Genomic DNA, 26,679 nt, shown 5'->3' on the forward strand with positions numbered 1-26,679 from the left:
ATACAGACCTAACCCCCAGCCCCTTCCCTGCAAGGGAAGGGGAGTAATATTCAAAGCCTCTCTCCTTTTAGGAGAGAGGAATGGAAGTGAGGTCAAACTGTATTGCATCCAAGCGAGAACCGCTATAACTCTCTAAAACTCTTATTCCTTTGTGTCCTTTGCGTCCTTTGCGGTTCGTTTTTTGATGATTTTGGGTAAGTCTTGATAGTTTAGTTTTCTCTTTGAAAGGGAGCTGTGCAATGATAGCTTAGGCTGAAAATGGCGGTCTTGTTTGTTGTGTATACATAGCAGCTTGAATAAAGATGTCGTAATGGAAGACCGATATAGCTTGCAAGCACAGGCTAATCTCTCGATGATCACGTCGGCTCCCTTTTTTCAAGGGTTGCCAGAAACTGCTGTGGAATCAGCCCTGATCCATCTTGTTACCCGCACTCACCCAGCCAATCAGGTGATTCTGCTCGAAAATGACTGGGGCGGTTCTGTATATTTTATTATGGATGGATGGGTAAAAATTCGCACCTACAATCTAGAAGGAAAAGAGGTAACGCTGAATATTCTTGGCAAAGGGGAATTGTTTGGTGAAATGGCGGCGCTAGATGAAGTACCTCGATCCACAGATGTAATTACCTTGGTACCGACGGTAATTGGCAGTATGCCTGCTCAGGATTTTGTCAAGTTACTTCAAATAGAACCCTTGGCGGGAGTTCGATTGGCACAACTAATGGCACGACGTTTGCGACAAGTAAATCGCCGATTGCGGTTGCGGGAATCTGATAGCCAGTCACGGGTAGCAGATACATTGCTATTTTTGGCAGAAGGACAGGGAAAAAAAGGGCAAACAGGAACCGAAATTCCCAATTTACCTCATCGCGAATTGAGTAGTTTGAGCGGACTAGCGCGGGAAACTGTGACGCGAGTCTTGACAAGGCTAGAAAAAAAAGGCTTGATTAAACGGGATCAAGAGACTATTTGTATTCCCGATTTGTCAGCCTTAGAAAGAATGATCGTCTAAAGTACCTCAACCTATAGAGGGACGAGGCTTCCCAATTCATCGGGAATAGCCAAGAGAACTCCCTAGTTCTATCGTTAAAAACTTGTCAGATATGAGTATTTTAAATTCTTTGCCAGATGAGCCAGAGGAAGATCCATCCCCTGAGTCTCCAACTCCCCACAATCATTGGTTAGACAAAGAACAGCAGTTAATGCCTCCTCAACTCAAGGCTGATGCGCCCTTGAGGATGGTAGAAACGGCGTTTTTAGCCAGTACCGCTAGTTTAATTTGGTTTATTAATTTCTACTTTCCCTTGGGGCCAGTTTTGCGGATATTTTTTCCGATACCGATCGCTCTAGTTTATCTACGTTGGGGCAAACGTGCGGCATGGATGGCAGCACTCACCTCCGGGTTGCTGCTGACGGTACTGATGGGGCCAGCCCGCAGTTTGCTGTTTGTCATGCCTTACGGGTTCATGGGCGTGCTTTTGGGGGCGACGTGGTATCGTCGTCGTGTTCCCTGGATTGTTTCTATCACCTTGGGTACGCTGTTGGGTACTTTGGGAGTCTTTTTTCGGCTGTGGTTGCTGTCTGTATTGTCGGGTGAAGACTTGTGGATTTATGTGATTACCCAGGTGAGTGAATTCATTGAGTGGGTATTTTTGAACCTGAGTTTGTTGGCGAGTCCCAGTATGTTTTTGATTCAAGTGGGAGCGATCGCTGTAATTGTACTCAATAACTTTATTTACCTTTTTGTGGTACACCTAGCATCATGGTTGCTTTTTGACCGCCTGGGCAACCCCATTCCCCGCCCACCACGCTGGGTACAAGTCCTCATGGATTACGAAGGATAGTTATTTGTCATTTGTCATTTGTCATTGACTACGCGGTTCCTGAGCGTAGCCGAAGGGCAGTACAAATCAGGGCGAGTCGCTCAGTACAAGTGACAGCCATCAGCAGTTATTTTTAATTGCGCCGACCTACTTAATACCCAATGCCCCATGCCCCAATACAGTTCAGTTAAGCATTTCTTCCCTCTCTTTCTCTCTTCTCTCTGTGCCCTCTGCGCCTCTGTGGTTCGTAAAAAAAAGAGTTTCAGCCTTAAGTGAACCGTATTGCCCCATGCCCAATTCCCAAATTTGCATTTATACGCAAAAAAAACAGGGTGAAGAATGGCTGCGACGGTATCGTAGCTGTCTACCCATATTTGCCTGTGTTTTAGGATTTACTGAAACTGGTTTAATTCCAGGGATTTCAGCAGCCGGTCGCACTCCAGAGGATCGGAAATATACTGCTTGTGCCGATGCCGAGTTTTTGTATTACGGCCCTGAACATAAAGCCCAATATCCCCTACCACCATTAGCGGCTGGGGCTTCCCCTGTGCTGATTTCTCGTGCTGTTATTGAGTCATTAAAGATACCAGTTCATTTATTTAATGCTGGTTTACCTCAGCCTCCGGCTTTGCCAGTAATTGATTTGGGTGGCGCTCCTGCTCAGTGTTTAAGTGGTGGTGCTGCGATGAAAATCACAACGGTACAGCACTTGTTTAAACAAGGGCTACTTTGGGGAGAACGCCTTGCTGCCAATATCCAACAGGGCTATCTAATTGTCGGTGAGTGCGTCGTTGGAGGCACCACAACTGCCCTGGCAATTTTAACTGGTTTGGGTATAGATGCTGCCGGAAAAGTTAACAGTAGCCACCCTGTTTGTAACCACACGCAAAAATTTGCACTAGTCCAAACTGGTCTGGAGAAGATGATCAAGAGCTTGGAGCAGGAAAAGATAAACTTCCAATCTCGAATCCAAAATCCCAAATCTCAAATCAAAAGTTCCGTAGATCCTCTACAACTCGTCGCTGCTGTGGGTGATCCGATGCAAGTGGTGGTAGCTGGGATGGCGATCGCTGCTAGCCGTAGTTGTGGTGTAATGCTTGCTGGTGGGACGCAAATGCTGGCGGTTTATGCGCTGATGAGTGCGATCGCTCAAACTTACGCTTTATCATGGCAACCAGAAGAAGTCGTTGTAGGCACAACCCGGTGGGTGGCAGAAGACCCTACTGGTGCTACAGTTGATTTAGCCCTCAACTTAGGAAAAAACAGCTTAACTCAGAGTGGAAGAACCCCTCCGTTATTAGCAACTCATCTAAGCTTTGCTGATTCTCGTTATCCCCAACTCAGAGCTTATGAGCAGGGCTTTGTCAAAGAAGGTATGGGCGCTGGAGCCGCTTGCATAGCCGCCCATCTTAGCCAAAATTGGCAGCAACACCAGCTTTTGGCAGCCATTGAAGCCCAACTTGAACGGCTAAGTACAGCATTTCATTAATTCGTAGCGAATTAAATTTGGAAAGACTCCGCGCCCCACCAAAATTAACGTGAGTTCGATGAACCTCTCCTCCCAGCCTCCCTCTGGGAAACGGAAAGGGAGGAGCAAGGAAAAATTAAGCTTTTTGCTCCCCTCTCCGCTTCGGAGAGGGGCTGGGGGAGAGGTCAAATAAGACTTGTCAAACTCATGTAAAATTATAGGCCAATACAGTTCACTCATCTGGAAAACCTCTCTCTAAATCTCTCTCCTAAAAGGAGAGAGACTTTGATTTTCCCCCTTCCCGATGCGGGAAGGGGGTTAGGTTTTTGGTGGACTTTTCCACATAACCTGAATTGTCAGCCCTAAATCCCCCGATAAATTGGGGGACTTTGATTCCGGTTCCCCCCTTAAAAAGGGGGGTTAGGGGGGATCAATAAGTGCAAAGATACAGTAAATCACTTTTCAAACAACCTCTTAGAGAACAACGCAAAGAAAGAGAAGAAAGAGAACAAAGAAATGCTTAACTGAACTGTATTGTGCTATCTGCAACTTTGTTTTTCAGGAGAATTATGAGATGAAATTAGCCAAAAAGCTTGGTATTGCTACTGCTAGTGCTGTTATAGGTATCACTGGTGTCGGTGCATCTTCTGCGGCACAAGCGGTACAGCTATTTGATTTTCAGTACTCTTTCCCTAGTTATGAGGCAAATGGTACACCGATTTTCGCTATGGGCACTCTTACCACTACCGATTTAGATCCTATAAAAAACAATTACACAATCACAGGAATAACTGGGACAAGGAAAGCCCAGGGAATTACTGAGACAATCATCGGGTTGCTCTCACCAGGTACATACGGAATCAATGATAATCTCTTAAATGCGAGTACGCCCCTGTTAACCCGGAACGGTTTTGCTTACCTAGCTTCCGGAAGCGGGGAAGACGGAAATGGGAACATTAACGTATTCTACAGTAGTTTCAATGAAGGTTATTCAGAGCTTTCAAGCGATGTAGATTATGGCAGCTTTAGTATCATACCACGTCCTGTTTCCGAACCCTACACACTAGGTGGCTCATTGGTTGCTCTTGGTTTTGGCTGGTGGACGAAGCGAAAGCAAGCAGTAGCTTCCCAGAAGAAGCCCCAAAAAGGCATTTATCTGTAAAGTTCATGGTGCATCTCCGATCTAGATTACGTTCAAAGATGAGTGCTATCCTACTTTTACTTAAAGTAATACCAAGTCGTGTTCATGATGTATCACTACACGACTTGGTATTAACATAGAATATCAGCCGTAGCTCTATTAAAAAGTTCCAGGATTGTCATCAAGTGCCAGCAAGAAATTAATCAGGTCTGTTTGCTGGTTGGAATTAAAGCCAGCCTGTCTATCTACGTAGAAGTAATGACCTGTGCCATCAAGGTTACTACGCACCAAACTAGGGTTAGCTTTATTGGCTTTCACAACTAAGGCACGAAGATCACGATCAACCAAGGCACGCAAGCTGCTAGCTGGATCAGCAGGTATACCAAGGCTTAGAGTGCCAGAAAGCCCTAAGCCAGTCTTGTTAACAACCGTGATCCCATTTGAGTCAACTTTCAGGCTTCCTGCCCGTACTGCTGCACCACCATCGTGCAAATATGGTGCGCTTAGATAAAGACCACGTAACGTAGTAGTTTTGTAACCGCCTTTTGGCAATATACCTTTGGGTAGAGTTGTGGGACTATCGGAGATACCCTGCGTTGGTACATCCAGCACTTCAGCCTTAGCAGGTATGGGAACGGCAGTGTTGAAAGTATATAACTTGGGTGGTACTAACAAATTATTCAGCCCCAAGCGAGACTGGGCACGAGCGGGGTTAGTACGTATTTCATCAAGTGGATGAATTTCGTTGTCACTGAAGAAGGGTGGAATATGGCAAGTTGCACAATTGGCTTTCTCAAATACTTTTGCGCCACGCTTAACAGAATTGCTGTTCAAGGCTTGCCAGTTTTCCGAAGTCTGGTTGGCAGGTGGTACTAAGCTATTTTGGAAAGCAGACATAGCGTTGTTAGCAAATAGGAAAGGGCCGCTAGCAATATCACCAGGCTTTCCAGTATCTGGGCTAAAAACCAAACCGTTGTAAGTAAACAAACTGGGACGTAGGTTTGGGTAATTTCCTGTGCCAGGAGCAGGAATTTGGTCTTCTAATTCTGCTTGTGTAGGATTCGGTGCAATTACCCCCCGTAGCCATTCAGAGGGTTTTACTATCACTCCTTCTGGTAAACGGAGACTAGGAACGGTAGCATTTTGCAGTAATGTACCAATATAAACTTCTGGATCAATACCAAGGGTTTTTCCACTGATTTGAGCGGCTGCGAACAGATTAATTTCTGAAGAATGAACAGCGTTATTGACAGCGCTTAATCCACCAAATGGGCCCACAGCAAACTGTCCATCAGCTAAATAAGGATGATCCTTAAAGGTGAAAACACTAGGGATTTGAGTACTATTTCTAATACCATCCGGAGAACTCTCGAAATTACCAAAAGGTACATCTAACACTGCATCATCAAAGGCTTTTTCAAACTTTTCAGGATCAGGTAATTCTACTTTATTACCTTTACTGTCAATAATGGTCTTGCCATTGCCTTTGTATTGTGGGTCTAGAGGGTTAAAGTTTAACCGTGCAAACCCTGCGGCTGTATTTGGTGATAAGGCAATAAACAAAGGAATCGCTAGTTCCCCATTGGGTACTCCTGAAATGACTTTACTATCATTAGAAAGGGTTGCATGACAAAGCGCACAGGTAAGGCCGCCGCTAGGTGTGTTTCCTAGTGCAACACTCTGTCCTTTGGGAATTTTTAAACCTGTACTAATGACAGTCCCTTTGGGAAAAGTTCGACTACCTATAGTTAAATCGTTTTGGAGAGCAATTTTTAGGTTTGTCGTTGGCTGACCTTGCAAACTAGTAATTGCTACACCTAATTCATTCGATATCTTAGTGAAGCCCTGTGCAAAACCAAATACCCCTTGCAAACCAAATGTATCTCCAATCTTACGGTTCAAGAATATATCTTCGCCTTGGGCGATTAATTCCTTAGTAATTTTAACTGCCCCTACCCGCTGATAGGAAATGGGGTCATTAGGATTGAGTCCCTTATTTACGACTACTTGTGATGCTTCTTGAGGACTCAGCAGTTTGCCAAAATAGTCGTAATAGCCTAACGGTTGAGTAGGAGCAGGTTGCAAAAGGTCGATTTTTGCGAAAGCTGTCTGGCTTGTCATCAACCAATTTGATAACAAAATGCCAAAAACACTAATGATAAAAATGCAGATTAAGAAGAAAATCTTGGTTGTTGAAACATACAATACCCTAAAGTCACCAATTTTAAGGTTGTTTTTTTTTGTTTCATAGTGAAGGTATTTATTAAAAACCTACAGGTAGATATATCACACTATTACGTAAAGATATGTAATAGTGTGTTTAAATTTTTTATCAATTTGATAGCTGGATAGTTGCTTATACTTAATATATGTTTACAAAGCTATCACTCGACATTGAACCTAAAGGCTTGCCTTCCCTAGCTCCAGCCATTAGGTTAAATTTAATGAATTCTCTCTCTGAGTAGTTGTTCTTCTAAAGCAGCAATGCGATTGTATGCTGCTGTTAATTGGGCTGTCAGTCGTTGTATTTGAATTTCTGGTGTTATGTTATCTCCACTTTGACGATGCATATCTAAATAAATGCCATCTGTCAATACATCCTTGTGTTCCATTTCTGGATTTAAACTGACACGTCCTTTAAACTGGTAGCCCCCAGCCGCGCCATTTTCCTGATAATTATCCTTTGCTTGTGTATTCGCTAAGGAACACTCTGAGAAAGCTTGAGCGACTTTACCGTCAAGCTGCTCAATCACTTGGCAGAGAGCATCCAGTTTTTCACTTAAAGTCAGGATTTGCTTCTGTAATGGATCCATTTAATACCCTCATCCGCACATTTTCTTTATGTTATTCAATTTACTCTCAATGTTAACTATACTTAGGGATTATTTAAGTATTGATAATTTTTGATGCAAATCTGACATTTAATTCATTTCTTCTAAATAGAAGTAATGTTTTAAGATAAGTACTAATAAGCAAATTTCTGGATTGAAATGAATTTTTCAGGACTAATTTGCCGATAAAATGCCTAATTTAACTTAAATATTCCAATATATGGCTATTTTTACCAAAAAATACCGATAATTTTCCAATTCAACTTTTTCAGCTAGTCAGTCTCTAATGAATCTCTGCTTAATATTAGGTATTAATCAAAAATCTCAAATCCAAAATCAATGGATCGACGGTCGTTTTTGCTGGGTACAAGTACACTGGCACTTTCACAATTGCTTTTTGGCTGTGGTGGGAATAACCAGAGGCAATTAAAAGTACGGTTATTGAAAGGTTCTATACCTGATCAGGTAGTTAATCAATTCCACAAGGGTTTGCAGCAACAGGTGCAGTTAAAGTTTGCTCCAGTCGAGCAGATACAAGATTTATTTCAGCAATTACAAAATTGGCAGCAGAAACCAAAAGCCACCGATGAGCAGGGATGGTGGCGCTTTATACCTTTTAGGCAAGGTCAAAAACTGGCTGACACAGACCTAGTGACATTGGGAGATTACTGGTTAAAAGCAGCTATTGAACAGAAATTGATTCAACCACTCCAAGAAGTACAGGGAAATGAATTGAAGCAGTGGTCTACTTTAAATGAAAGGTGGAAACAATTGGTAACTCGCAACGACCAAGGTTATTTGGATACTCAAGGAAAGGTGTGGGGTGCGCCTTACAGGTGGGGTAGCACGGTGATTGTTTATAACCGTGAGAAGTTAGAAAAATTGGGATGGGCACCCAAAGACTGGAGCGACTTGTGGCGGGATGGAGTACAGCAACGCATTTCCCTACTCAATCAACCACGAGAAGTTATTGGTTTGGTCTTAAAGAAGCTCGGTAAATCTTATAATACAGAGAATCTTGACCAAGTACCAGACTTGGAAAAGGAGTTACAGACATTAAATCAACAGGTAAAGTTGTACAGTTCCAATAACTACTTGGAACCTCTAATTATGGAAGACACTTGGCTAGCCGTTGGTTGGTCAAGCGATATACTGCCACTTCTGGGACGTTATCCGCAACTTACTGTAGTTATGCCCCAGTCAGGAACAGCAATCTGGGCAGATTTGTGGGTACGTCCCGCAGGTATTATTAAGAATACTTTATCAGATCAATGGATTGATTTTTGTTGGCAACCAACCACGGCTAAACAAATTTCGGTGCTGACCAAAAGTAATTCGCCAATTTCTACAAATATTAGCGCTTCCGATATCCAAGAACCATTATGGAGTTTCTTAGAGAGCGATGTCTACGACGGGCTACGCCTACGCGAAGTTTTCGATAAAAGTGAATTTTTGCTCCCTTTACCCCCATCAGCAATCAAACAATACGAGTCTTTATTCGCCAAAATTAAGGTTTAATTAGGAATTGGGAATTGGAGATGGGGCATTGGAATTTCCCCAACTCCCAACTCCCAACTCCCAACTCCCAACTCCTAACTCCTAACTCCTAACTCCTAACTCCTAACTCCTAACTCCTAACTCCTAACTCCTAACTATTTCTTAAAGTAAACGCTGTAACCCTATTTTGTTCTTAGAGGTTGTTTGAATACTGCATAAAGCTGGACTTGTATTAAAATTGCAAGTGTAGGTTGCCAAGGGTTCTTTTTGATAGTTAAATACCCGGACGTTGTAACCAAAGTTCCGTGCAGCGCTACCTAAGCGATTTACGAAGTCATAGCGCTCTACATATTCTAGTAAGCTCCAAATTTGCTGATTCACGATCAAGTCTACTCGCGCAGGTTCTTGATCAGAAGCTGGATATGCTATCCAATTATCCAATAGCTTTTTCTCAGAGTTTTGTTGTGCCCACCATAAACTGGGAACGGTTAATCGTTCTGGATGAATGGTGTTAGCTGTGATTACGTATTTTTTTGGCTTGGTCAATAAGTCTAGTTCTAAAGGCGCACTAGAAGGCGAAGGTATTGGGGGCGTTTGCGCTAGTGAAGGCGCGACTAGTAAAGTGGCGAGGCTAATGGTTAGTAGTAATGAAAGTGATATCTGGCGATCGCTGCGCCTGCCGTTCGCGTAGCGTCTCCAAGAGTTGGTATCGTACAATTTAGGTATATGCATAACTGATACTATAGGAATCCCGTTTGATTACTGAACGTATTTGCGTAGGTAGGGAACTCTTAACGGAAAGAAGGGAAGTATAGGTATACTGAAAGCCAAAACTTCCCCTCCCCGTGAACGGGGCTACCGTGTATACACAAGTCGGCAGACCTCTCCCCAAACCCCTCTCCGCCTCGGAGAGGGGCTTTGAAGATTGCTTGAAGGGTTGGGGCTGTTCTTGTTAGGTCTGAGAGGGCTTTGTGGCAACGATGCGAATTCTTCGATAATCTGCTGTCCAAGTTCCATGTTGATATAGTGTTGGCTTGAGATATTCCTCCACGAGGCGAATTACTTGTATTTGTTGCTCATCAGACAGTTCTGCCAAAAAAGCACTGGCGAACATCTTAATCCAGTTTGCCATGCCTGCTTCTGTCTCTGCTAAAGGAGTTGGACGAGCAAACAGGGTGCTATAGATAACATCAAAGCCTTGCTGTTCTAGTAGGCTGGCGTATTCACCAATACTAGGGAAATACCAAGGATTTAGGAATTGTGCGGAGATATTAATTGCTTCTAAGGCGCTTTCTAAAGCTGTGGCGATCGCCAAAACATTTCCCTTACCACCAAATTCTGCCACAAAACGCCCTCCGGGTTTTAGGGATTTATGTATGCAGGCGATCGCGCTATCTGCTTCTTTCACCCAATGTAGTACAGCGTTGGAAAATACAGCATCTAATGGCTTGTCTACTTGAAAGTTACTAGCATCAGCAACATCAAAGCGGATATGGGGATAGTTTTGTCTTGCCTTCTCAATCATCTCAGATGCATAATCAACTCCCATTACTTCAGCCCCAGCTTGGGCAATTTTTTCTGTGAGTTGTCCAGTACCACAGCCGAGATCCAAAATGGATTCTCCTGGCTGAGGGTTGAGTAATTTTAGTAAGTCTTCGCCATATTGCCACACAAAGGCGTGTTTATCTTCGTAAAGGGAAGTATCCCAATTATTGCTTGTTGAAATATTATTCATAAGATTTTATGGTGTGTAGAGATGTTGTATAGCAACATCTCTACATTAAATTACAGCGATCGCTGGTTTACTTTCTACTAACTAATTGATCCAAGAAATCCATTTTTACTGCAAAGTTGATAATATCTTGGCCTGTGATCAAGTTTTTAGCCTCACCATTATTCAAGGCGACAATATACGGCAGACCATCAATCCAATCGATAATGGGGCCTCCCGAAGAACCGCGTGCGGTGGCACAATCATGATAAAAATGGTTTGACTCCTCACCAACAATGCTACAACCATCTTCGTAACTCGCAGTCCATCCTTTACCGGCAGTCAAGGATTCATAGCCTTCTTTGCTGGGGTCTGGATAGTCACTAGAGTAACCAACAAAGAATAGTTTTCCTCGCTTCTGTTTAATCAAAGTAGAAGCAGGTATAGATTTCCATCCTAAATGACCATATTTACGACCCAAGGGTTGATTAATTATCATCAACGCCCAATCATTACTCTGATTCTTGACGTTATCGAAGCCGCCATCTTTGAAGTCTGTGCCATAAAGTACGTTTTTCGCAATATTCTGTACTTTGCCCATATCTCCTGGACTCTGGGATTTGCCATTAATGACATTGGGTATAAACCGAAGTTCTTTACTGAGTTGATGAGTCTCAGAGTCAATTACGCAGTGGGCATTTGTCAAAACTATATCACTAGCAACCAGTGTTCCTGTGCAATAATAGCCTTCACCATCGGCTGTTATGCCTTCGACTCGTCCGATAGTTGACCAAGGATAATATCTACTCCGCATAGGAATACGGTTATCTATACCTCTGGGGTTACCGCGATCGCTATCATAATCATAAGGTTTTTCCGACTGTTCGAGATCGGTCGGTTTAAAGGGTTTACCATCCCCTACCAAATTCAGTTGTTCTGTATTTGGCGATATCGGTGATTTTGTTTCTGCTTGGACTGATATCCAACCACCTAAAGCGGTAAAAATTACAATTCCGGCGATAAAGAAAGCAAGCAGTTGTTTGTAAAGAGACAGTTTACGCATTGATTTTACTCCTGAGTTAAAAGTGAAAATTGTTTTACCCCACCCTAACCCTCCCCGTATGCATTGGGGAGGGAACTAGATTTCTTGTTTCCCCCCTTGGAAAGGGGGGATTAAGGGGGGTAATTCGACTTGTGTGTACACCGGGTAGCTCCTTTTAGGAGAGGTTTTCACCGCCACTCACCTTGTAGGGTGAAAGCCGCCCAATAACGAGGATGTTTCCAAGCTGGATTTTGAAAATCTTTCCCTTGCCACATTTGGCGTTGGGCGAAATTAAGGGCGGCGGCGGGAGATTTCTTTTGTTCCAATATTTGTTTGTACAATGCAATCATTAACTCCTTGGTAGATTTATCGTTCACCTTCCACAGAGACACGGTGACTCTAGCTGCACCAGCATACATAAAGCCTCTTGTCAAGCCCACCAGCCCTTCACCTTGGACATCATCGCCTAGTCCACTTTCACAAGCACTCAGCACTATCAACTCTGCTGGTAAGTCGAGGTTGAAAATATCGTTGAGTCGCAGAAAGCTTCTGGTTTGCGGTTTACCTTGTTTATCTACCAGAGACAGCACGATACCTGATAAGGCTGGGTTTACTGTGTTGAAAATCCCGTGAGTTGCAAATAGCAGATAGCGATATTGACGTAACTCTTTGCTGGTTGCAAAGTTGTAGTTAGCATCTAACCCAAAAGCGGAAAGCTTGTTATTAGGAGAATTCACCAGATTGAGAATTGCTTCTCCCTCAGCTTGCGTATTTGGTAGTGGTTCTAAAACCTGATTGGTGTTTCTTAAAGTTTCTACAGCTGAACGGTCGAGGTTGTTTTCCACAGATGAGGGTTTATCATTCTTCAACCGTGTATCATCAGCACTAAATACAGGATTTGCGAGGACAGCTAGGGTTTTGGGTGCTATGTCGCGTATTTTGAGTTTCTTTCTATGAGTTGCGAGGCTAGATATTGAAGGAAGATTGACAATTTCATGGTTCACAACCAAGGGTTGATATTTGTTGCTGGTTGGTGATTTTCTGGGTTCATTTAAGGCTGCGAATGATACTTGATGTAGAATTCCATCTGCAACGATGACTAAACGTTTGTTTCCTAACTTCCCTGCTACATCATTAAGGATAAGTTGACTGAGTGCGTTTGCGGTTTTCTCTGTATTTGTAATAGCATCGGCGATATCTACTGGGGTTGGGTTCTCAATTAGTGGCTGCTTGACAAAAATGTTAAAATTATTTGCAGCTTTCGCTATTTCTTCTTGTCCGGGAAGTTCGTAGCTTTGTAGAGAGTTAGGAGTAACTACCCACAGATAACTGCGTTCTTTACCCAAGGAATATTGCAACAGGATAGTATCTTTATCTAATTGCTGTTGAATTCCTGGTAATTGCAGGATGTCTTCTGGGTCTGTTAATTCTGCACGTTCTGGCTTTGTGGCGCGGATTTTAGCGGTGAGTTTTTGTGATTCTTGGATAATATTGGTGATTTCTTGGTTGGTTTTGTTGATGAGTTCAGTAGATGAGCCTTTTTGACTTAATAAGTCTGATAAACGCGTTTCCTGCAATTTTAGTTTATTCTGCAAACGACGTTCTTCTGCTAATAGTTGTGGGTCAACATCTTTACGGAGATTGACATTACCTGCTTTTAACAGTTCTACCAAACTTCTAGCGCGGGCGCGATCGCTAATGTGCAGTGCAACAGCATCGCATCTATCTTTGATTTTGAGGTCTTGGATGTTGAATTCACATACTTGGGTGGGGTCTTTTTTGTGCAGTTGCATCAACAAGTCGATGTAGAATTTGTAGTAATTCTGCACTGTGGCGAAGTATGAGGTACGCAGTTCATCGCTTTGGACATTACCGCGTATGTTTTCCACAATGTTGATTGTAGTTTGGATGTTAGAAAGTGCGGCTTCGAGTTTTCCGAGATTGCGTTGGTTAATGGCTATTTGGTAAAGTGCGTCTGCTTCGCCTGTGCTATCTTTTAACTCTTGTCGTAATTCTAGTTCTTCATTGAGTGTATCTATCGCCTGCTGATACTGTTTTGATAAGCCGTAAGTGAGACTGATATTGTTGAGAGTTTGAGCTTCTAATCTACGAACTCCTAATTGGCGGTACTGCGATAAAGTCTTTTGGTGATTAGTTAATGCTTGTTTATAATCACCTTTTGTGCGATTAATAATACCAATCAAGCTGAGAGCGCCAGCTTCTGAATACTTATCTTCAAACTTCCTAGATAAGGATAATAAAGTTTCAGCATTTTTTAAGGCATTGGGAAAATCCTTCTGTAACTCGTAAATTCTTGCTAAACCCATAAGTCCTATGATTTCAAATCGATAATTATTTTGTTCCCGTGACAATGACAAGACTTGATTGTGATATTTGAGAGCTTCGGGATAGTCTTCCTTTGTCATATACAAGTTACTAATTAAAGGAAGAAGCATAAGCTCAGATGGCTTATCTGGTATTTGTTTATATATCTGTAGTGCTTGTTTATAATTTTTAATACTTAAGTCGTAGTCACCTAATAGCTCGTAAAGAGATGCCATCTTACTAAAAGTACGAGCTTCTAGATTTTTATTGTTTGTTGAACGTGCAATATCTAATGCTTCATTATAAATTTCTAAAGCCTGCTGATAATCTCCCTGTGATGTATGGATATCACCTTTTTGGTTAAGAGTTGCGGCATATCTTTCTATGTCTCCAGTAACATTCTTATCAAGTTTGAGTGCTTCATCGACAAATTCTAAGGCTTTCGTATTATCACCAATATAATTCTTATATATGCTAATAATATATTGAAGGCTCAGAGATTCTAAGGCTGTATTACCTCCTTTATGAAAGAGAATTTTTGCTTGTTTATGATGTTCTATTGCTCCTTGATAATCTCCTTGTGATCTGTAAATACCAGCAACTTCTTGAATAGTTAAACCTTCGGCAATTAATAAGTCTTCTGTATGTTGAATTTTTCTGGCTTTATTTAAATAATTAAGAGCCTCTTCATGTTTACCTAATTGATTATATAGAGAGCCAATATTTCTCAAAGTTTCTGCTTGTGCTGGCAATAAATCTTGCCTTTTCTGCTGAATCTCTAGAGCTTGCTCATAGTATTTTAAAGCGGTTTTAGGATCGCCCATTTGCGAATAGCTGAAGCCAATCTGATTTAAAACAGTGGCTTGTTGTGGCAAGTCCTTTAATGTATCACGGTAAATTTGCAACGCTTGATTTAGCGGTTCAAGAGTCTGGGGTATCTCACCTAATCCAGTGTGTGTGCTAGCTATAGATATCAACACTAAAGCTACAGTATCAAATTTTTTTTCTGCCCGAAAAATTGACTCCGCTTGGTTCAAAAGAGTCAGGGCTTCTCGCGCTTTACCAGTCCTAGTGTAAGCTTGAGCAATAAGTGTTAATGCAGATCCTTCAAGTACAGGAAGTTTGAACTCACGGGAAATATTTAGAAGTTGGTTGAAATACTTGAGTGCTTCTAAATTTTCTGAGGAAATAGAATAAATTACACCAATTGCTAGGTTTATTTCAGCTTCTTCTGTACCCAATCCTATATCCTGGACAATTTTCAACGCTTGTTGATATTTATTTATAGCCTGAACGTATCCTTCTCTATTCCCTTTTTTCTTTAACTCCTCTGCTTCTTGAAATAGCTTTACTCCCTGCTCATATAATTTTTGTTTCTCTGCATTCAACGGAATTGACGGGGTAGGTGCTGGCTGCTGTGCAAGATAGATTTCCTGCTGATTCTGATAGCTTCTCAATAATACTTGCTTATCCCCAGCTTCTAAATCTGGGAAATTATCTCGATATTTATCTAATAGAATTTCTGGCGATCGCTTTGGTGAATAGTTCTGTAAACTACCAACCTTTGCACCCACTGCATCAGATAACAAAACCACACTTAGCAATCCAATTAAACTGTAACGAGAAACACGAGAAAATGAGCAGCAAAAATTGTGCTTAAACTTAGCGTTTTTGTTCATGCTGAAGCCTTGATAACTTATTAGTTACTTGGGTTTAGATATTTATGGGTGAATTATTTTACAGATATCAATTATCAATTTTGTTCTTGAGGTTTAAGTCTCCCATAAACAAAGTCGAACGCTTTGGTGAGAGGTTTAAATCCCTCACCATACGCCTGATAACTGTTCACTGGTTTAATAAATCTCTTTCTGATTCCAACGTTGAGTTTATAACGTTCATTGACCGGAATTGAACTTGTTTCCAAAATAGAAACAAAATTTTGCCAAATCTTCCGGATTCCTCGTTTTGGCGTTCTCTATCGAGATTTTATGCGGACTTAGCTGCCCAACTTCTTGAAGAAGTCGGGGATCTAAATCTCAAGTGATTCAACTCCAAACCGAATTTCCCAAAAAATAGGTACTAAACGGCTTTCCAGTACCTATTTCTTGCGCCAACGCGCATCTGGACTCTACCATATTCTCATTGCCTCGTTGTGTGAGTGCGTTGGCGATCGCCTAGCGTTCCATAATAAAGCTCACTGTACTCCTACGGAAAATTTTGCCAAATCTTCGGAATTCCTTATTTTGGCGTTTTCTAGCGAGATTTTATCTGGATTTAGATCTCCGACTTCTTGAAGAAGTCGGGGATCTGAGGGTCAAGTGATGTGATACCAAGTAATTTGCTAAACTCTGCAATTATCATTAGGAGTAAGTGTGATGTTTCAAGCCTTACCAAAAACCATCGCTTTTGAAGAATTCCTCAATTGGAAGCCAGATGGCGATCGCTATGAACTACACGATGGGGTAATTGTTGAAATGCAGCCAGTAGGAGATCATGAAGAGATTAATGGTTTTTTAGCGGGTGAAATAACTTTAGAGTTCAAAAGATTAAAACTCCCATACCTCATACCCAAGCAAGCCCTAGTTAAGATTCCCGACAAAGAATCAGGTTATTCACCTGATGTGATAGTCATAAATCAAAAGAATCTTTCAGCAGAACCGATGTGGAAAAAGTCCTCAACGGTTACTCAAGCTGCGTCGGTTCCCCTAGTTATTGAAGTCGTCAGCACTAATTGGAAGGATGATTATGCACACAAACTGGTTGACTACGAAACTTTTGGCGTTCCTGAATACTGGATTACTGATTATTTAGCTTTAGGCGGTAGAAGGTACATAGGTAATCCTAAACAACCGACTGTTTCCGTTTACTATTTGGTGGATGGTGAGTATCAAGTTAACTTGTTTCGGGGAAATGACCGCATCATATCCCCTACCTTCCCAGAATTAAACTTGACTGCTGAACAGATTTTTCAAGCTGGGCGTTCAGAAAATCAATTATGACCGCAGTGCTGACACTCCCATAGGGCCACGAGTTACGCCCAATTGATTTTGCAGTTTCAACTCGCGCCATAGTTGAGAACCTGTAATTTCACCTTGCAATAATTGACTATAACAATGTATTGTTTTACTCACTTGCTCTGGGGTTTCATTGACAAACTCGATGCGAAACTGACGTAATCCCAGTTCTATAAGGCGCTGTACGTATTCGGCTCCGGTTTGAGGAGTGCCGTTAAATACAGTATTGCGACAACCTACATCGGCTTTGAGGACGTGTTCGCTACCAACGCGATCGCGCAATTTCACTTCCTGCTTTTCACAAGGTCGTCCACAGTTTGTGTAGTCTGTACCCGTTGATAGAAAGGCACAAAATACACAATGCTCCATGTGAAACATCGGTATATGCTGATGGATTGTCACCTCAAACCACTGGGGTGGGCAACTGGTGAGCAGGTCTTGGAGTTGGGTAATATTCAAGTCATAGGATGCCGTTAGCCTTTCTAAACCAAAGCGTTGCTGAAAATAGTCTGCTGTTAAAGGATTAGCAACATTGAGCGAGAAATCTCCGACACAACGTTCTTGGGCAAAAAATTGCAGTTGGTCGTAGTTCCGCACCAGATAGCCATCTGCTTCAGAGGCACGTACTTGTTGCAAAATCCAGTTTTCTCCCGGTTTAGTAATTCGGGGTGGTGCAACCCAAATTGTGGGGAGTGGGGAGTGGGGAGTGGGGGGATGGGGGGGATGAGGGGGATGAGGGGGATGGGGGGGATGGGGGAGAATTTTTTTATTGTCTCTGTTGTCTTGTTGGCGCACCATTTGCACGGCTTCTCGGTAGGTGCGGGGGTCTTCAAATTCACAGTATAGTGTTTCAATACCAGCTTTGAGGGCGGCTTGGAGTTGCTTGAGGTTTCGGACTAAGACGATGAGTGAGGGGGATGAGGGGGATGACGGGGATGAGGGGGATGAGGGGGATGAGGGGGATGAGGGGGATGAGGAGGGGAGTAGGTCTTGGAAAGAGACATGAGAATATAATTGCCAGCGTTTGGGTTGACTTCGCAATTCTTCCAACTGTGCTACGATTTCCCGCCGCATCCGGTTTAACTCACTTACGGGTAGCATTACGGCAGTGCTGAGATGGTTGGTTAGGGTTCCTAAACAGAAAGGGGTGTTACCTAAACGACCGAATTGTTCTTGTAAACGGTCTGTGTCTAGGGGTTTAGTGTGTGCTTCTACCAGTGAAATGGCAGACTCAATTTGTACAATATTACCTAATTTATCACGAGCGATCGCAATCAATGGCTGACCAACTTCTCCATAAACCTCCAAGTCAATCGGACGTTGAAATTGGGGGTTCTCACCAGCAAAACTTTGACGTAGTTGCTTATCTAATTCTGGATCGCTGGTTTTCCAAATGCGATCGCCTATATGCAGCCGGCGCAGGTTCAAGTCATTTCGCCCAAAGGTTAGTAAAGTTTCTTTACCTTTAGACACCACAGCATAAACCCGCCCGCCTTCTTCCTTCGCCTCTGGATGACCGCAGTCAAATACTATTCCATCCCCTGGCTTGACAGACGCTTCCAATTTGACTGTTACCTGTTCATTGTGGATGCGGATAACTTCACCTAAATAAACCCCACGTTTTTTACCAAAGCGGGCGTGAACTAGTTCCTGATTATTAATCCCGTCAAACCAGCCCGTGTAGAGTCCGCGAGAAAATGCCATCTCTAGGTTGTAGTGTTCTTCTGATTGACCTCTCCCCCAGCCCCTCTCCGAAGCGGAGAGGGGAGTCTTTATTCCCCCTTCCCTTGTAGGGAAGGGGGTTAGGGGGTTAGGTCTTTCCAATTCCGTCATCAGCCTATCCAAAGCTTGCCGATAAACACGGGTGACATTAGCAACATACTCTGGAGCTTTCAAACGACCTTCAATTTTGAGACAAGTTACACCTGATTTCACCAAATCTGGCAAAACATCCAATCCTGCTAGGTCTTGAGGACTGAGTAAATATTTGCGTTCTTTTAAATTCACAACTTCCCCATCAGCGATTAAATCGTAAGGCATCCGGCAAGCTTGGGCGCATTCGCCTCGATTGGCAGAACGTCCGCCCAAAGCCTCACTAGTCAAACACTGACCGGAATACGCCACGCACAAAGCACCGTGAACGAAGACTTCCAAGGGCAACGAAGTTTCCTGTAGGGCAGTTTGCTGCTGTATTTTATTAATTTCCTTGAGAGAACATTCACGCGCCAGCACCACCAATTGACAGCCGAGGGACTTGGCAAATTCCACCCCAGCCGCACTGGTGATGGTCATTTGGGTGGAAGCATGGATGGGAAAATCGGGCGAGAGGTGACGGATCAGACGGCATATACCCACATCCTGAACAATCACCGCATCCACACCTGCTGCAATAATTGTGCGGAGATATTGCTGTGCTTCTGCCAGTTCTTTGGGAAATATTAGTGTGTTGACAGTCACATAACCCTTTACGCCCCGACGATGCAAAAATGTCATCAATTGGGGTAAGTCCGCCTCAGTAAAATTTTCTGCCCGCATTCTGGCGTTAAACCGATCCAAACCGAAGTAAATCGCGTCTGCCCCATTTTCCACAGCAGCTTTAGCACATTCCCAATTACCTGCTGGCGCAAGTAGTTCAGGACGTTGAGGAGAGGGTAGGGAAGAGAGGCGATCGCTTTTCATCAGTCTAAAGGTTAAGTAGCACCATAGTGATTTTATCGAAGTTTGCGGGGGAGGGGGCGATCGCAGTCTTTATCTTTCACAACGATTGTCTCCCTATCTTACTCAATTAGTTAGTTAAGAATATCTACTATTAATCTACCCAAAGCTACAAAATTTGATGAATACTCTCTACAACTTGCTCAATAAAATCAACTGTATCACCAACCATTGATTCGTCGATATACCAGCGATTACCTATATTGAGGGTAGGCTCTATATCTGCTTCATGAGCAATTTTGTTTCTGCGATCCACAATTAAAGTAAGTTGTTGCTTAATATCTTTAGGAGGTTTACTCATTTTACTAGCAACCTCATCCCACAATTTTTTATCCGAAATTTGCCTAATTGCATCAGCTATTTTATCAGGCTGCTGAAAGCTTTGATAACTTAGACGTTCTCGAATCTCATCTTCTAGCCATGAAGTATTATTTAATCTGTTCAAAATACTATTTGATATAGCTGGAATTAAACCAGAAATAGTATGAGACTGCTGTAAAAAGTTAGCTCCATAAACCTGCTGGATGTCACTCTCTATCCAAGAAGCGATATCTATGGCTATTCTTCTATCCTCACGAGCGCTTCCCAAGGAAACTTGAAACCGGGAAAAGGCTGATTGAGGGGTATTAGCTGAAAATGCTGGTTCAGCACGTTGTCCTCGATGAATTTCCAGCATACCCAATGTGACAACCTCATGGATATAATAATCCAAGGCACTAACACTTAGAACTAGAGCAGCTCGTAAAATGTCTGAAAGATCCAGAGCAGCAGTAGCTTGAGCCTTAACTGAATTATGAAGAGCAATCAGATCCCGAACACGCTGGATACTAATACGAAATTGGTCAAGCGCTGACTGCATAGCTGGATGATAATGCAATAATTTTATCTGCTAAATCAGAAAAAGTTTCTCTAAATTCATTTTGCTTTCTTTGATTAGCTTTTAATACTATGCCTTTCTGGTTCAATTGTTCAGATGTTAGAGCATAAACTGGTGTACTGTGTCCCTGTGATAAAGCAAGTAAGCTGCTAACATTAGGAATTTTTGTCAGGGTAAAACTATCATTCATATCCTGCTCGGTATAGACTTGCTTCGGTAATAACAGATTATTTTGCTCTAGAACTGGTACTAATTTATGAGTAACTGTATTCTCTATTTTTTCTATCCATGTTTGAAATGCTGCTGTTTCTTTACCCCTAATAATTCTATAGTTTTGAACTATAGTTCCTAAAAATTTCAATGTAAATTCTGGAAATGGATAAGTAGCTTCCTTTAATATAGGGTTTGCGCTTGCCATCCTTGCCCAACTAGACCACTTTGATAAAATTCTAGACAGAGAATCAATTGCCATCACAGAGATAAAATCCGCATTTGTAGGCACTAAGAAAAAGTCACTTGTCATTAGTAAGTTCTGATTGATTGCTCCTAAACTTGGACTCATATCAATCAGGATATAGTCAGCATTAAATTTATTAGCAGTTTTTTCCAAGAGATCAGAAATAGCACCTGGCAAGTTTTTGAGTGTCTGAATTGATCGACTGAGTTCCTGCGCGATGCCTAATGTTACTTCGTATTCAGCAAAGCCAACATGACCAGGTAATAAAAATAAACCTTCTTGTCCTTCTATCGGAATACAATCTACAGCTTCAATAGCCCGTGGCTGTGACTCAAAAGCTGGAGCCAAGCCAGTTTTGATATTTGAATGTGTATTGTAGATGTTTTCTATCCTTGCTTCATCATCTTCAGTTTCTTCTTTTAGAGCTATTCCTGTTAGATTACATTGAGGATCAGTATCTACAAGAATAACTCTCTTACCTTTTGAAGCAAGCATCCAACCTAAGTTAAAAGTCGTTGTGGTTTTACTGACACCACCTTTGTGATTAAATAAGGCAATTTTATGAACCATCTTATTTTACTTTTTAACCTTCTAAAATTTGTGAATACAGGCATCATTCTAGAACCTGTATGACTTAAATATAGCTTCTAAAAAGCTTACAGAACAGCAAGTTTTTTAACGCACCCTTACCCCAATCTCTCAACATCAGCAGTTTCCTCAACAGACTCAACAGGCTCAAAGTTTACCTTGTTGTATAAATCCTGTAGAGAAATCTCAAATGGTACGGTTGCAAGTGCGATCGCTTCATCTTCTTCGTCATATTCACGAAGCGTCCATTGCTTCTTCCCAGTTTTGGAAAATTGCTCTACATGAATCCGAGTTTGGTCAATTAATAGATATTCTTGAAACGTCGAAATAGTTCGGTAAGCCTGAAATTTATCTTCGCGATCGTAGTTTTTAGTAGATTTAGACAAAACCTCAATAATAACTTGGGGATTTGTAATAATATCTGTACGGTTGTTGAAAAATTCTGGTTCACCGGCTATTACTGTCAAATCTGGATACGTGTAGATACGCTTTTGGTGTATCCACAAACGCATATCGCTATTAAACACTTCGTATTGTTGTTGTCTGAACGCGAAGTTTAATACAGCATAGAAATTACCAGCTATCCGATTGTGATTTATTGTTCCACCTGCCATAGTAATTATTTGCCCGTCAATGTATTCGCTTTTATACTCAGCAGCTTCTTCTAGCTCTAAATATTCCTCTGGGGTATAGTATCGCTGTTGTGTTATTTGCATAGTTTTATCGGGTAACAATGTTTAACGATAAGAAGTATCTAGGCACTAAAGAGATTTCACCCATGTTTACCAAACAGTTTAACGTGGTTAGATAGAGGTGTTATGTGCTTTGTCCAAGGTGTGCGATTGACAGACCACTAGCTTCCTTTCCTACTGATAACCAGCTGCTTGCAACATAAACAACTTGGCATAACGTCCTCCTAGCTGTAACAACTCTTCGTGAGTTCCCTGTTCTATAACTTCGCCGTTTTCTATAACTACGATTTTGTCAGCCATTCGTACTGTTGAGAAGCGATGGGAAATCAAAAGTACCATCTGATTTTGAGTAACAGCGCGAAAATGATTGAAAATCTCAAACTCAGCTTGGGCATCGATTGCTGATGTTGGTTCATCTAACACCAAGATATCTGCTTGCGATCGCATAAAAGCACGAGACAGAGCAATTTTCTGCCACTGTCCCCCCGAAAGTTCCTGTCCTCCTTTAAACCAACGACCAAGCTGAGTCTGAAAGCTTTGGGGTAATTGGTCAATAAATGATTGGGCCATGCCTTTTTGGGCAGCAGTTTGCCAATGGGTTTTGTTATCGAGATGTTCGACATCACCGACGCCAATATTCTCACCCACAGTAAATTGGTAGCGGACAAAGTTCTGAAAAATCACCCCAATCCGACGCCGCAATACATCCACATCCCATTCCTGTAAATCCAAGCCATCTAAAAAAATTCGCCCTGAGTCTGGGGTATAGAGTCGGGTAAGTAGTTTGATTAAAGTCGTCTTACCGGAACCGTTTTCACCGACAATTGCTAGTTTCTCTCTCGGTTTCAAGTGCAGCGAAATGTTTCTCAATGCTGGCTTGGAACTTCCCGGATAAGTAAATGATACATTCTCAAAACGGATACCATCTTGAGGATTTAAACCAATGATTGCCTTACCCCAAGATTTTGGTACTTTCTCTTCGAGGAAATCGTAGAGATTGGATAGATATAGGTTATCCTCATACATCCCGCCAATAGAAGTGAGGGCATTAGAAAAAGTAGATTGTCCTTGGCGAAAAACGGTGAGATACATGGTCATATCTCCCAAGGAAATCTTACCTCGCACTGTTTCCAACACAATCCAAGCATAAGCTAGGTAAAAAGCCCCAGTACTGACTAAACCCAGGAGATAGCCCCACAATCCTCGCCGCAGAGTCAAATCGCGGTCTTCACCATAGAGTTGATTAAACAGGTTGCGGTAACGTCCTAGCAACATCTCTCCCAGTTGGTAGAGTTTGACTTCTGTGACAAAATCTTCCCTTGCTAGTAGATTTTCTAAGTAGTGCTGTTGGCGGGTTTCTGCTGCACGCCAACTAAACAAGCGAAAGCCTTCCCCAGCAAATTTCGTTTCGGCAATAAATACAGGCATCGCTGCCAAAATCAGTACCACCACCGCCCAAACTGAAAAATTTACTAGCAAAATCCCGTAGGTGATTAGGGAAAGGGCATTTTGTACCAACCCAAAGGTGCGATTTACTAAAGAAAGGGGACGAACTGATGCTTCTCGTCGGGCATTGGTTAATTTGTCATAGAATTCTGAATCTTCAAACTGCCTAAGATCCAGTGTCAGCGCCTTTTCTAAGATGAGTACATTCACTCGCTGACCCATTAGCGCCCGCAATAACGACTGACAAATGATGATTCCTCGCTGACTACCTGCTAGTAAAATTACAGCGATCGCTTCTAATCCTACATACAACAGGGAGGGATAAATATTGACAAAACCATTATTTTGTGAATTAGCTTGAGATGCAAATACCACTGCATCAACAATTAATTTACTGATGTAGGATATCGCCGCCGGTAAAAGGCCAGCAACTATTGTTAAACTCGCCAGAAGAATAGTAAGCGATCGGCTAGTAGTCCATACCAAGTTTACAGCCCGTCCACTGTAGCGGAAAACCGTCAGTGATTGGCGAAGGATATTTCTTTTTTTTTAATTTTCATTTTTTTTTGGGCGAGATACCCCAGCTTGCGCGGATCTTTCTAAATCTTTTAATCTTTATAAATTTTACATTTTTATTAGAATGTTGGCTTCCTGTGTCTGAGTAATTCCTACACTGTGCGGATTCGGTAATGCTTGATACATTAGGATTTAGAAAAAAATTCTACGGAAACTTTTCGTAGAATAAATAGTTAGCTTGAAAATTAATACGGAGATCAGGACAATGAGTAATCGGGAGCTTGAAGAGATGCAAGAAAAGTTGGCAAATCAGAAATTAGCGTCTGAGCTTGGCATATCATACGACGAACTGCTTGAATTGGAGTGGAATATTGACACAAACGAGAGCGATGATGGTTTGATCTATAAATATATAGTCACATTCTCTGAAGAATCCTCAAAAAAGATCCTCAACAAAATCGAAGGAATAGAGGATGGCAATATTGTTCGTCTTCAGCCGTCGAGCTTTGAAGAGCCTGATGATTTTGAATAAATATTGAGTAGTGACTTTTACACAAAGGCTTTCAAATATTTTTAGCTCTGCTGACCTCTAAGCTATAATTAGTGGGCATATATGTCTGCTTTTAGTATGTGGAGTACCCGATGAACACTCGCCTAGAAGTTGAATCAGCAATCAAGCAATTATCAGAGGATGAAGTTCGCAATCTGGCAAAATGGCTTCAAGAATATCTCGATGAGATGTGGGATCGGAAAATCGAAGTGGACTTAGCATCAGGAAAATTAGATCGTCTCATTGCTCAAGCAGAGGAGGACATTGCAGCAAACAACGTGAGGGATCTGGTTGAAGTCCTTTGCGACGGCTGATTTTTGGAAAGCGTATGCCGAGTTGTCACCTGAGATGCAAGAGCAAGCGCGGAAAGCTTATCAACTTTGGCAGGAAAATTCACTTCATCCCTCGTTGCATTTCAAAAAAGTTGGTAAAAACCTTTGGTCTGCCCGTATTAGTGGTGGGTATCGAGCATTAGCTTTGAAAAAGGGCGACGATTATTATTGGATTTGGATCGGTGATCATGATGAATATGAGAGTTTTTTGAACTAGCCCGTTGCGACAAGCCAGCTAACAACGCAGTGGAGCAGACGGTACAGAGACTTCGCACTACGTTCTAGTCTACTCGACGCCGCTCACTTGTGCCGTTATACGTCGTTATACATATAGCTCCAGAGGGTGCAATTGCACAGGTCAAAGTAGGGCGATCGCCTATCGCCGTAGGCTGGGTTGACAACAGGAAACCCAGCATCACTTTTCTCTGGCAGTACTAACCAGTAGGTTTTTAATATTTGTAGGTTGGGTTGAGCGCAATGCGAAACCCAACAAACCCAGCTCTTAGGTTGGGTTTCGTTCCTCAAACGCCATGTGCTTCTCCCTTGGCGCTAGCCTCTCACGAGTGGGATTCGGGGAGACGCACTCGCGTTCAAGTCTCTTAACCGCAAGGGCGCAGTGGCTCCCCAACCTACACATTTTTTATTTCTTTGCCAAAACCTACGCAGTATTGGACTGAATCTATACTCATACCTTCAGCAGATGCAGTTATGGCTTTGCAAATGCAATCATATATAGTGTGTACTAGAACAATGAATATACCACTTTTCGTTTGGATGCAATACACTCTAACCTCGCTTCCTTTAAGGAGAGAGGCTTTGAGTCTTACTCCCTTTCCCTTGTAGGGAAGGGGCTGGGGGTTAGGTCTGTATTCCATGCAATTGAGAACCGCTATAGTTGCATTAGTCCAGATCAAATAAAAAAATCTGATTTTATTGGACTGAAGTAACTTTGGTTTTTAGCCGATTGTTTGATGTTTTGAAAAGGTAACACAATGAATACAATCCTAAAGCGTACACTTCTACCTAGCCTCATGGCTGCAAGTTTAGCTGGTGTCACCTTAGTTCCCGCTAAACCAGCTGCTGCTGATGACCAAGTACTAAGAGATATCGGTATCGGGGCTGCGGCCAATGTGGTAACCGGAGCTATTAGGGGTAATGGCGATTTCTTAGGTAATGCTGTTAAGGGTGGTGTCACTGGTGCAGCCGTCAATGGTGCAAATGGCCTGAGAAACACCCGCAGTCGTCGTCAACGGAACATTGGTCAAGATGTCGGGGTCGGTGCAGGCGCTAGCGCAGTAACTGGCGTAATTACTGGTGATAGTAAAGATACCCTTGGCAATGCTGTTGATGGTGCGGCTGTAGGTGCAGCAATCCATCTATTAACCAATGGCAAATAATTTGTAGATTCATAAGCTGAAATACTTTCCAACCTTTAACGCACTTATCCCTCTCTAATTCCTCTCCTTTCTAAAAAGACTAAAACCAACGTGGCTTCCCTACTAGGGAAGCCACGTTAGATCAATCTAATAATCCAAGTTGCGGGTTATGAAATTCCAGGTGCTTGGTAACGGTCGATTCAGGCGATCGCGCACTCGGAAGTTGCGGTTGCACGTAGCGCCACCGCAACTTCGACTCGATCAAAAATACCACTACT

General features: G+C 42.3%; 21 protein-coding genes. 10 read left to right on the forward strand and 11 right to left on the reverse strand.

The genetic code is table 11. The features are described 5' to 3' along the window. The first annotated feature begins 310 nt into the window (after positions 1-310). The 4 genes from LC605_RS18205 to LC605_RS18220 all read left to right on the forward strand — a co-directional run bounded on the left by LC605_RS18205 (position 311) and on the right by LC605_RS18220 (position 4,453). The gene (locus LC605_RS18205; RefSeq protein ID WP_229548924.1) at positions 311-1,012 is read left to right on the forward strand and encodes a Crp/Fnr family transcriptional regulator; all 702 of its coding nucleotides are present in this window, start codon (positions 311-313) and stop codon (positions 1,010-1,012) included. 91 nt (positions 1,013-1,103) lie between these two features. After that, entirely contained in the window at positions 1,104-1,844 is a 741-nt protein-coding gene (locus LC605_RS18210) for a DUF2232 domain-containing protein (RefSeq protein ID WP_229548925.1), read from the forward strand. Between the two features lie 268 nt (positions 1,845-2,112). Next, positions 2,113-3,312 (forward strand): nicotinate mononucleotide-dependent phosphoribosyltransferase CobT, encoded by a 1,200-nt coding sequence (gene cobT / locus LC605_RS18215; RefSeq protein WP_229548926.1) that lies wholly within the window; start codon positions 2,113-2,115, stop codon positions 3,310-3,312. A gap of 553 nt (positions 3,313-3,865) precedes the next feature. After that, a complete protein-coding gene (locus LC605_RS18220; RefSeq protein ID WP_229548927.1) occupies positions 3,866-4,453 on the forward strand; it encodes a PEP-CTERM sorting domain-containing protein in 588 nt (195 codons plus the stop codon). 138 nt (positions 4,454-4,591) lie between these two features. Here LC605_RS18220 and LC605_RS18225 read toward each other — a convergent pair whose 3' ends face one another. Both LC605_RS18225 and LC605_RS18230 read right to left on the reverse strand, forming a co-directional pair. Beyond that, the gene (locus LC605_RS18225) at positions 4,592-6,553 is read right to left on the reverse strand and encodes a hypothetical protein (RefSeq protein WP_229548928.1); all 1,962 of its coding nucleotides are present in this window, start codon (positions 6,551-6,553) and stop codon (positions 4,592-4,594) included. A 320-nt stretch (positions 6,554-6,873) separates the two neighbouring features. Next, entirely contained in the window at positions 6,874-7,245 is a 372-nt protein-coding gene (locus tag LC605_RS18230; RefSeq protein WP_229548929.1) for a hypothetical protein, read from the reverse strand. Between the two features lie 357 nt (positions 7,246-7,602). On the opposite strand from LC605_RS18230, the gene LC605_RS18235 reads away from it, so the two are divergent. After that, positions 7,603-8,781 carry an extracellular solute-binding protein gene (locus tag LC605_RS18235; RefSeq protein ID WP_229548930.1) on the forward strand — a complete coding sequence of 393 codons (1,179 nt, stop codon included), beginning with the start codon at positions 7,603-7,605 and terminating at the stop codon, positions 8,779-8,781. A gap of 141 nt (positions 8,782-8,922) precedes the next feature. On the opposite strand, the gene LC605_RS18240 is transcribed toward LC605_RS18235, so the two are convergent. The 4 genes from LC605_RS18240 to LC605_RS18255 form a co-directional block, all read right to left on the reverse strand. After that, positions 8,923-9,492: a hypothetical protein gene (locus LC605_RS18240; RefSeq protein WP_229548931.1), complete on the reverse strand. Its 570-nt coding sequence runs from the start codon at positions 9,490-9,492 to the stop codon at positions 8,923-8,925. A 220-nt stretch (positions 9,493-9,712) separates the two neighbouring features. After that, the gene (locus tag LC605_RS18245; protein WP_229548932.1) at positions 9,713-10,495 is read right to left on the reverse strand and encodes a trans-aconitate 2-methyltransferase; all 783 of its coding nucleotides are present in this window, start codon (positions 10,493-10,495) and stop codon (positions 9,713-9,715) included. Positions 10,496-10,562: 67 nt separating this feature from the next. Continuing rightward, entirely contained in the window at positions 10,563-11,534 is a 972-nt protein-coding gene (locus LC605_RS18250; protein WP_229548933.1) for a serine protease, read from the reverse strand. Positions 11,535-11,701: 167 nt separating this feature from the next. Continuing rightward, the gene (locus tag LC605_RS18255) at positions 11,702-15,517 is read right to left on the reverse strand and encodes a CHAT domain-containing protein (RefSeq protein ID WP_229548934.1); all 3,816 of its coding nucleotides are present in this window, start codon (positions 15,515-15,517) and stop codon (positions 11,702-11,704) included. A gap of 696 nt (positions 15,518-16,213) precedes the next feature. On the opposite strand from LC605_RS18255, the gene LC605_RS18260 reads away from it, so the two are divergent. Beyond that, positions 16,214-16,837 (forward strand): Uma2 family endonuclease, encoded by a 624-nt coding sequence (locus tag LC605_RS18260; RefSeq protein WP_229548935.1) that lies wholly within the window; start codon positions 16,214-16,216, stop codon positions 16,835-16,837. Here LC605_RS18260 and LC605_RS18265 read toward each other — a convergent pair. The 5 genes from LC605_RS18265 to LC605_RS18285 form a co-directional block, all read right to left on the reverse strand. Then, complete coding sequence (locus LC605_RS18265; protein WP_229548936.1) at positions 16,832-19,531, reverse strand: U32 family peptidase; 2,700 nt, start codon at positions 19,529-19,531, stop codon at positions 16,832-16,834. The genes LC605_RS18260 and LC605_RS18265 overlap by 6 nt on opposite strands. A 145-nt stretch (positions 19,532-19,676) precedes the next feature. Next, positions 19,677-20,426 (reverse strand): HEPN domain-containing protein, encoded by a 750-nt coding sequence (locus LC605_RS18270; protein ID WP_229548937.1) that lies wholly within the window; start codon positions 20,424-20,426, stop codon positions 19,677-19,679. Further along, positions 20,410-21,471: a ParA family protein gene (locus tag LC605_RS18275; protein WP_229548938.1), complete on the reverse strand. Its 1,062-nt coding sequence runs from the start codon at positions 21,469-21,471 to the stop codon at positions 20,410-20,412. Before LC605_RS18275 ends, LC605_RS18270 begins: the two co-directional genes overlap by 17 nt. Before the next feature lie 116 nt (positions 21,472-21,587). Then, positions 21,588-22,205 (reverse strand): Uma2 family endonuclease, encoded by a 618-nt coding sequence (locus LC605_RS18280; RefSeq protein ID WP_229548939.1) that lies wholly within the window; start codon positions 22,203-22,205, stop codon positions 21,588-21,590. 150 nt (positions 22,206-22,355) lie between these two features. Beyond that, complete coding sequence (locus tag LC605_RS18285; RefSeq protein WP_229548943.1) at positions 22,356-24,164, reverse strand: ABC transporter ATP-binding protein; 1,809 nt, start codon at positions 24,162-24,164, stop codon at positions 22,356-22,358. Between the two features lie 244 nt (positions 24,165-24,408). Between LC605_RS18285 and LC605_RS18290 the strand changes: the two genes are divergently transcribed. The 4 genes from LC605_RS18290 (at position 24,409) to LC605_RS18305 (ending at position 26,422) form a co-directional block, all read left to right on the forward strand. Further along, a complete protein-coding gene (locus LC605_RS18290) occupies positions 24,409-24,675 on the forward strand; it encodes a hypothetical protein (protein ID WP_229548940.1) in 267 nt (88 codons plus the stop codon). Positions 24,676-24,785: 110 nt separating this feature from the next. Then, positions 24,786-25,007, forward strand: coding sequence for a hypothetical protein (locus LC605_RS18295; protein WP_229548941.1), 222 nt, complete (start codon positions 24,786-24,788; stop codon positions 25,005-25,007). Then, a complete protein-coding gene (locus tag LC605_RS18300) occupies positions 24,985-25,242 on the forward strand; it encodes a hypothetical protein (protein ID WP_094349143.1) in 258 nt (85 codons plus the stop codon). The genes LC605_RS18295 and LC605_RS18300 overlap by 23 nt, the downstream gene beginning before the upstream one ends. 775 nt (positions 25,243-26,017) lie before the next feature. Further along, entirely contained in the window at positions 26,018-26,422 is a 405-nt protein-coding gene (locus LC605_RS18305; protein ID WP_229548942.1) for a hypothetical protein, read from the forward strand. The last annotated feature ends 257 nt before the right edge of the window (positions 26,423-26,679 follow it).

This window comes from Nostoc sp. CHAB 5836 (assembly GCF_020829445.1).
GTDB lineage: Bacteria > Cyanobacteriota > Cyanobacteriia > Cyanobacteriales > Nostocaceae > Nostoc.

Coding starts and splice junctions, on each gene's coding strand:
- LC605_RS18265 (WP_229548936.1), bottom strand. CDS start 19,531: ATGAAAAGCGATCGCCTCTCTTCCCTACCCTCTCCTCAACGTCCTGAA.
- LC605_RS18290 (WP_229548940.1), top strand. CDS start 24,409: ATGAGTAATCGGGAGCTTGAAGAGATGCAAGAAAAGTTGGCAAATCAG.
- LC605_RS18210 (WP_229548925.1), top strand. CDS start 1,104: ATGAGTATTTTAAATTCTTTGCCAGATGAGCCAGAGGAAGATCCATCC.
- LC605_RS18255 (WP_229548934.1), bottom strand. CDS start 15,517: ATGAACAAAAACGCTAAGTTTAAGCACAATTTTTGCTGCTCATTTTCT.
- LC605_RS18250 (WP_229548933.1), bottom strand. CDS start 11,534: ATGCGTAAACTGTCTCTTTACAAACAACTGCTTGCTTTCTTTATCGCC.
- LC605_RS18245 (WP_229548932.1), bottom strand. CDS start 10,495: ATGAATAATATTTCAACAAGCAATAATTGGGATACTTCCCTTTACGAA.
- LC605_RS18260 (WP_229548935.1), top strand. CDS start 16,214: ATGTTTCAAGCCTTACCAAAAACCATCGCTTTTGAAGAATTCCTCAAT.
- LC605_RS18220 (WP_229548927.1), top strand. CDS start 3,866: ATGAAATTAGCCAAAAAGCTTGGTATTGCTACTGCTAGTGCTGTTATA.
- cobT (WP_229548926.1), top strand. CDS start 2,113: ATGCCCAATTCCCAAATTTGCATTTATACGCAAAAAAAACAGGGTGAA.
- LC605_RS18270 (WP_229548937.1), bottom strand. CDS start 20,426: ATGCAGTCAGCGCTTGACCAATTTCGTATTAGTATCCAGCGTGTTCGG.
- LC605_RS18240 (WP_229548931.1), bottom strand. CDS start 9,492: ATGCATATACCTAAATTGTACGATACCAACTCTTGGAGACGCTACGCG.
- LC605_RS18230 (WP_229548929.1), bottom strand. CDS start 7,245: ATGGATCCATTACAGAAGCAAATCCTGACTTTAAGTGAAAAACTGGAT.
- LC605_RS18295 (WP_229548941.1), top strand. CDS start 24,786: ATGAACACTCGCCTAGAAGTTGAATCAGCAATCAAGCAATTATCAGAG.
- LC605_RS18275 (WP_229548938.1), bottom strand. CDS start 21,471: ATGGTTCATAAAATTGCCTTATTTAATCACAAAGGTGGTGTCAGTAAA.
- LC605_RS18305 (WP_229548942.1), top strand. CDS start 26,018: ATGAATACAATCCTAAAGCGTACACTTCTACCTAGCCTCATGGCTGCA.
- LC605_RS18235 (WP_229548930.1), top strand. CDS start 7,603: ATGGATCGACGGTCGTTTTTGCTGGGTACAAGTACACTGGCACTTTCA.
- LC605_RS18280 (WP_229548939.1), bottom strand. CDS start 22,205: ATGCAAATAACACAACAGCGATACTATACCCCAGAGGAATATTTAGAG.
- LC605_RS18225 (WP_229548928.1), bottom strand. CDS start 6,553: ATGACAAGCCAGACAGCTTTCGCAAAAATCGACCTTTTGCAACCTGCT.
- LC605_RS18205 (WP_229548924.1), top strand. CDS start 311: ATGGAAGACCGATATAGCTTGCAAGCACAGGCTAATCTCTCGATGATC.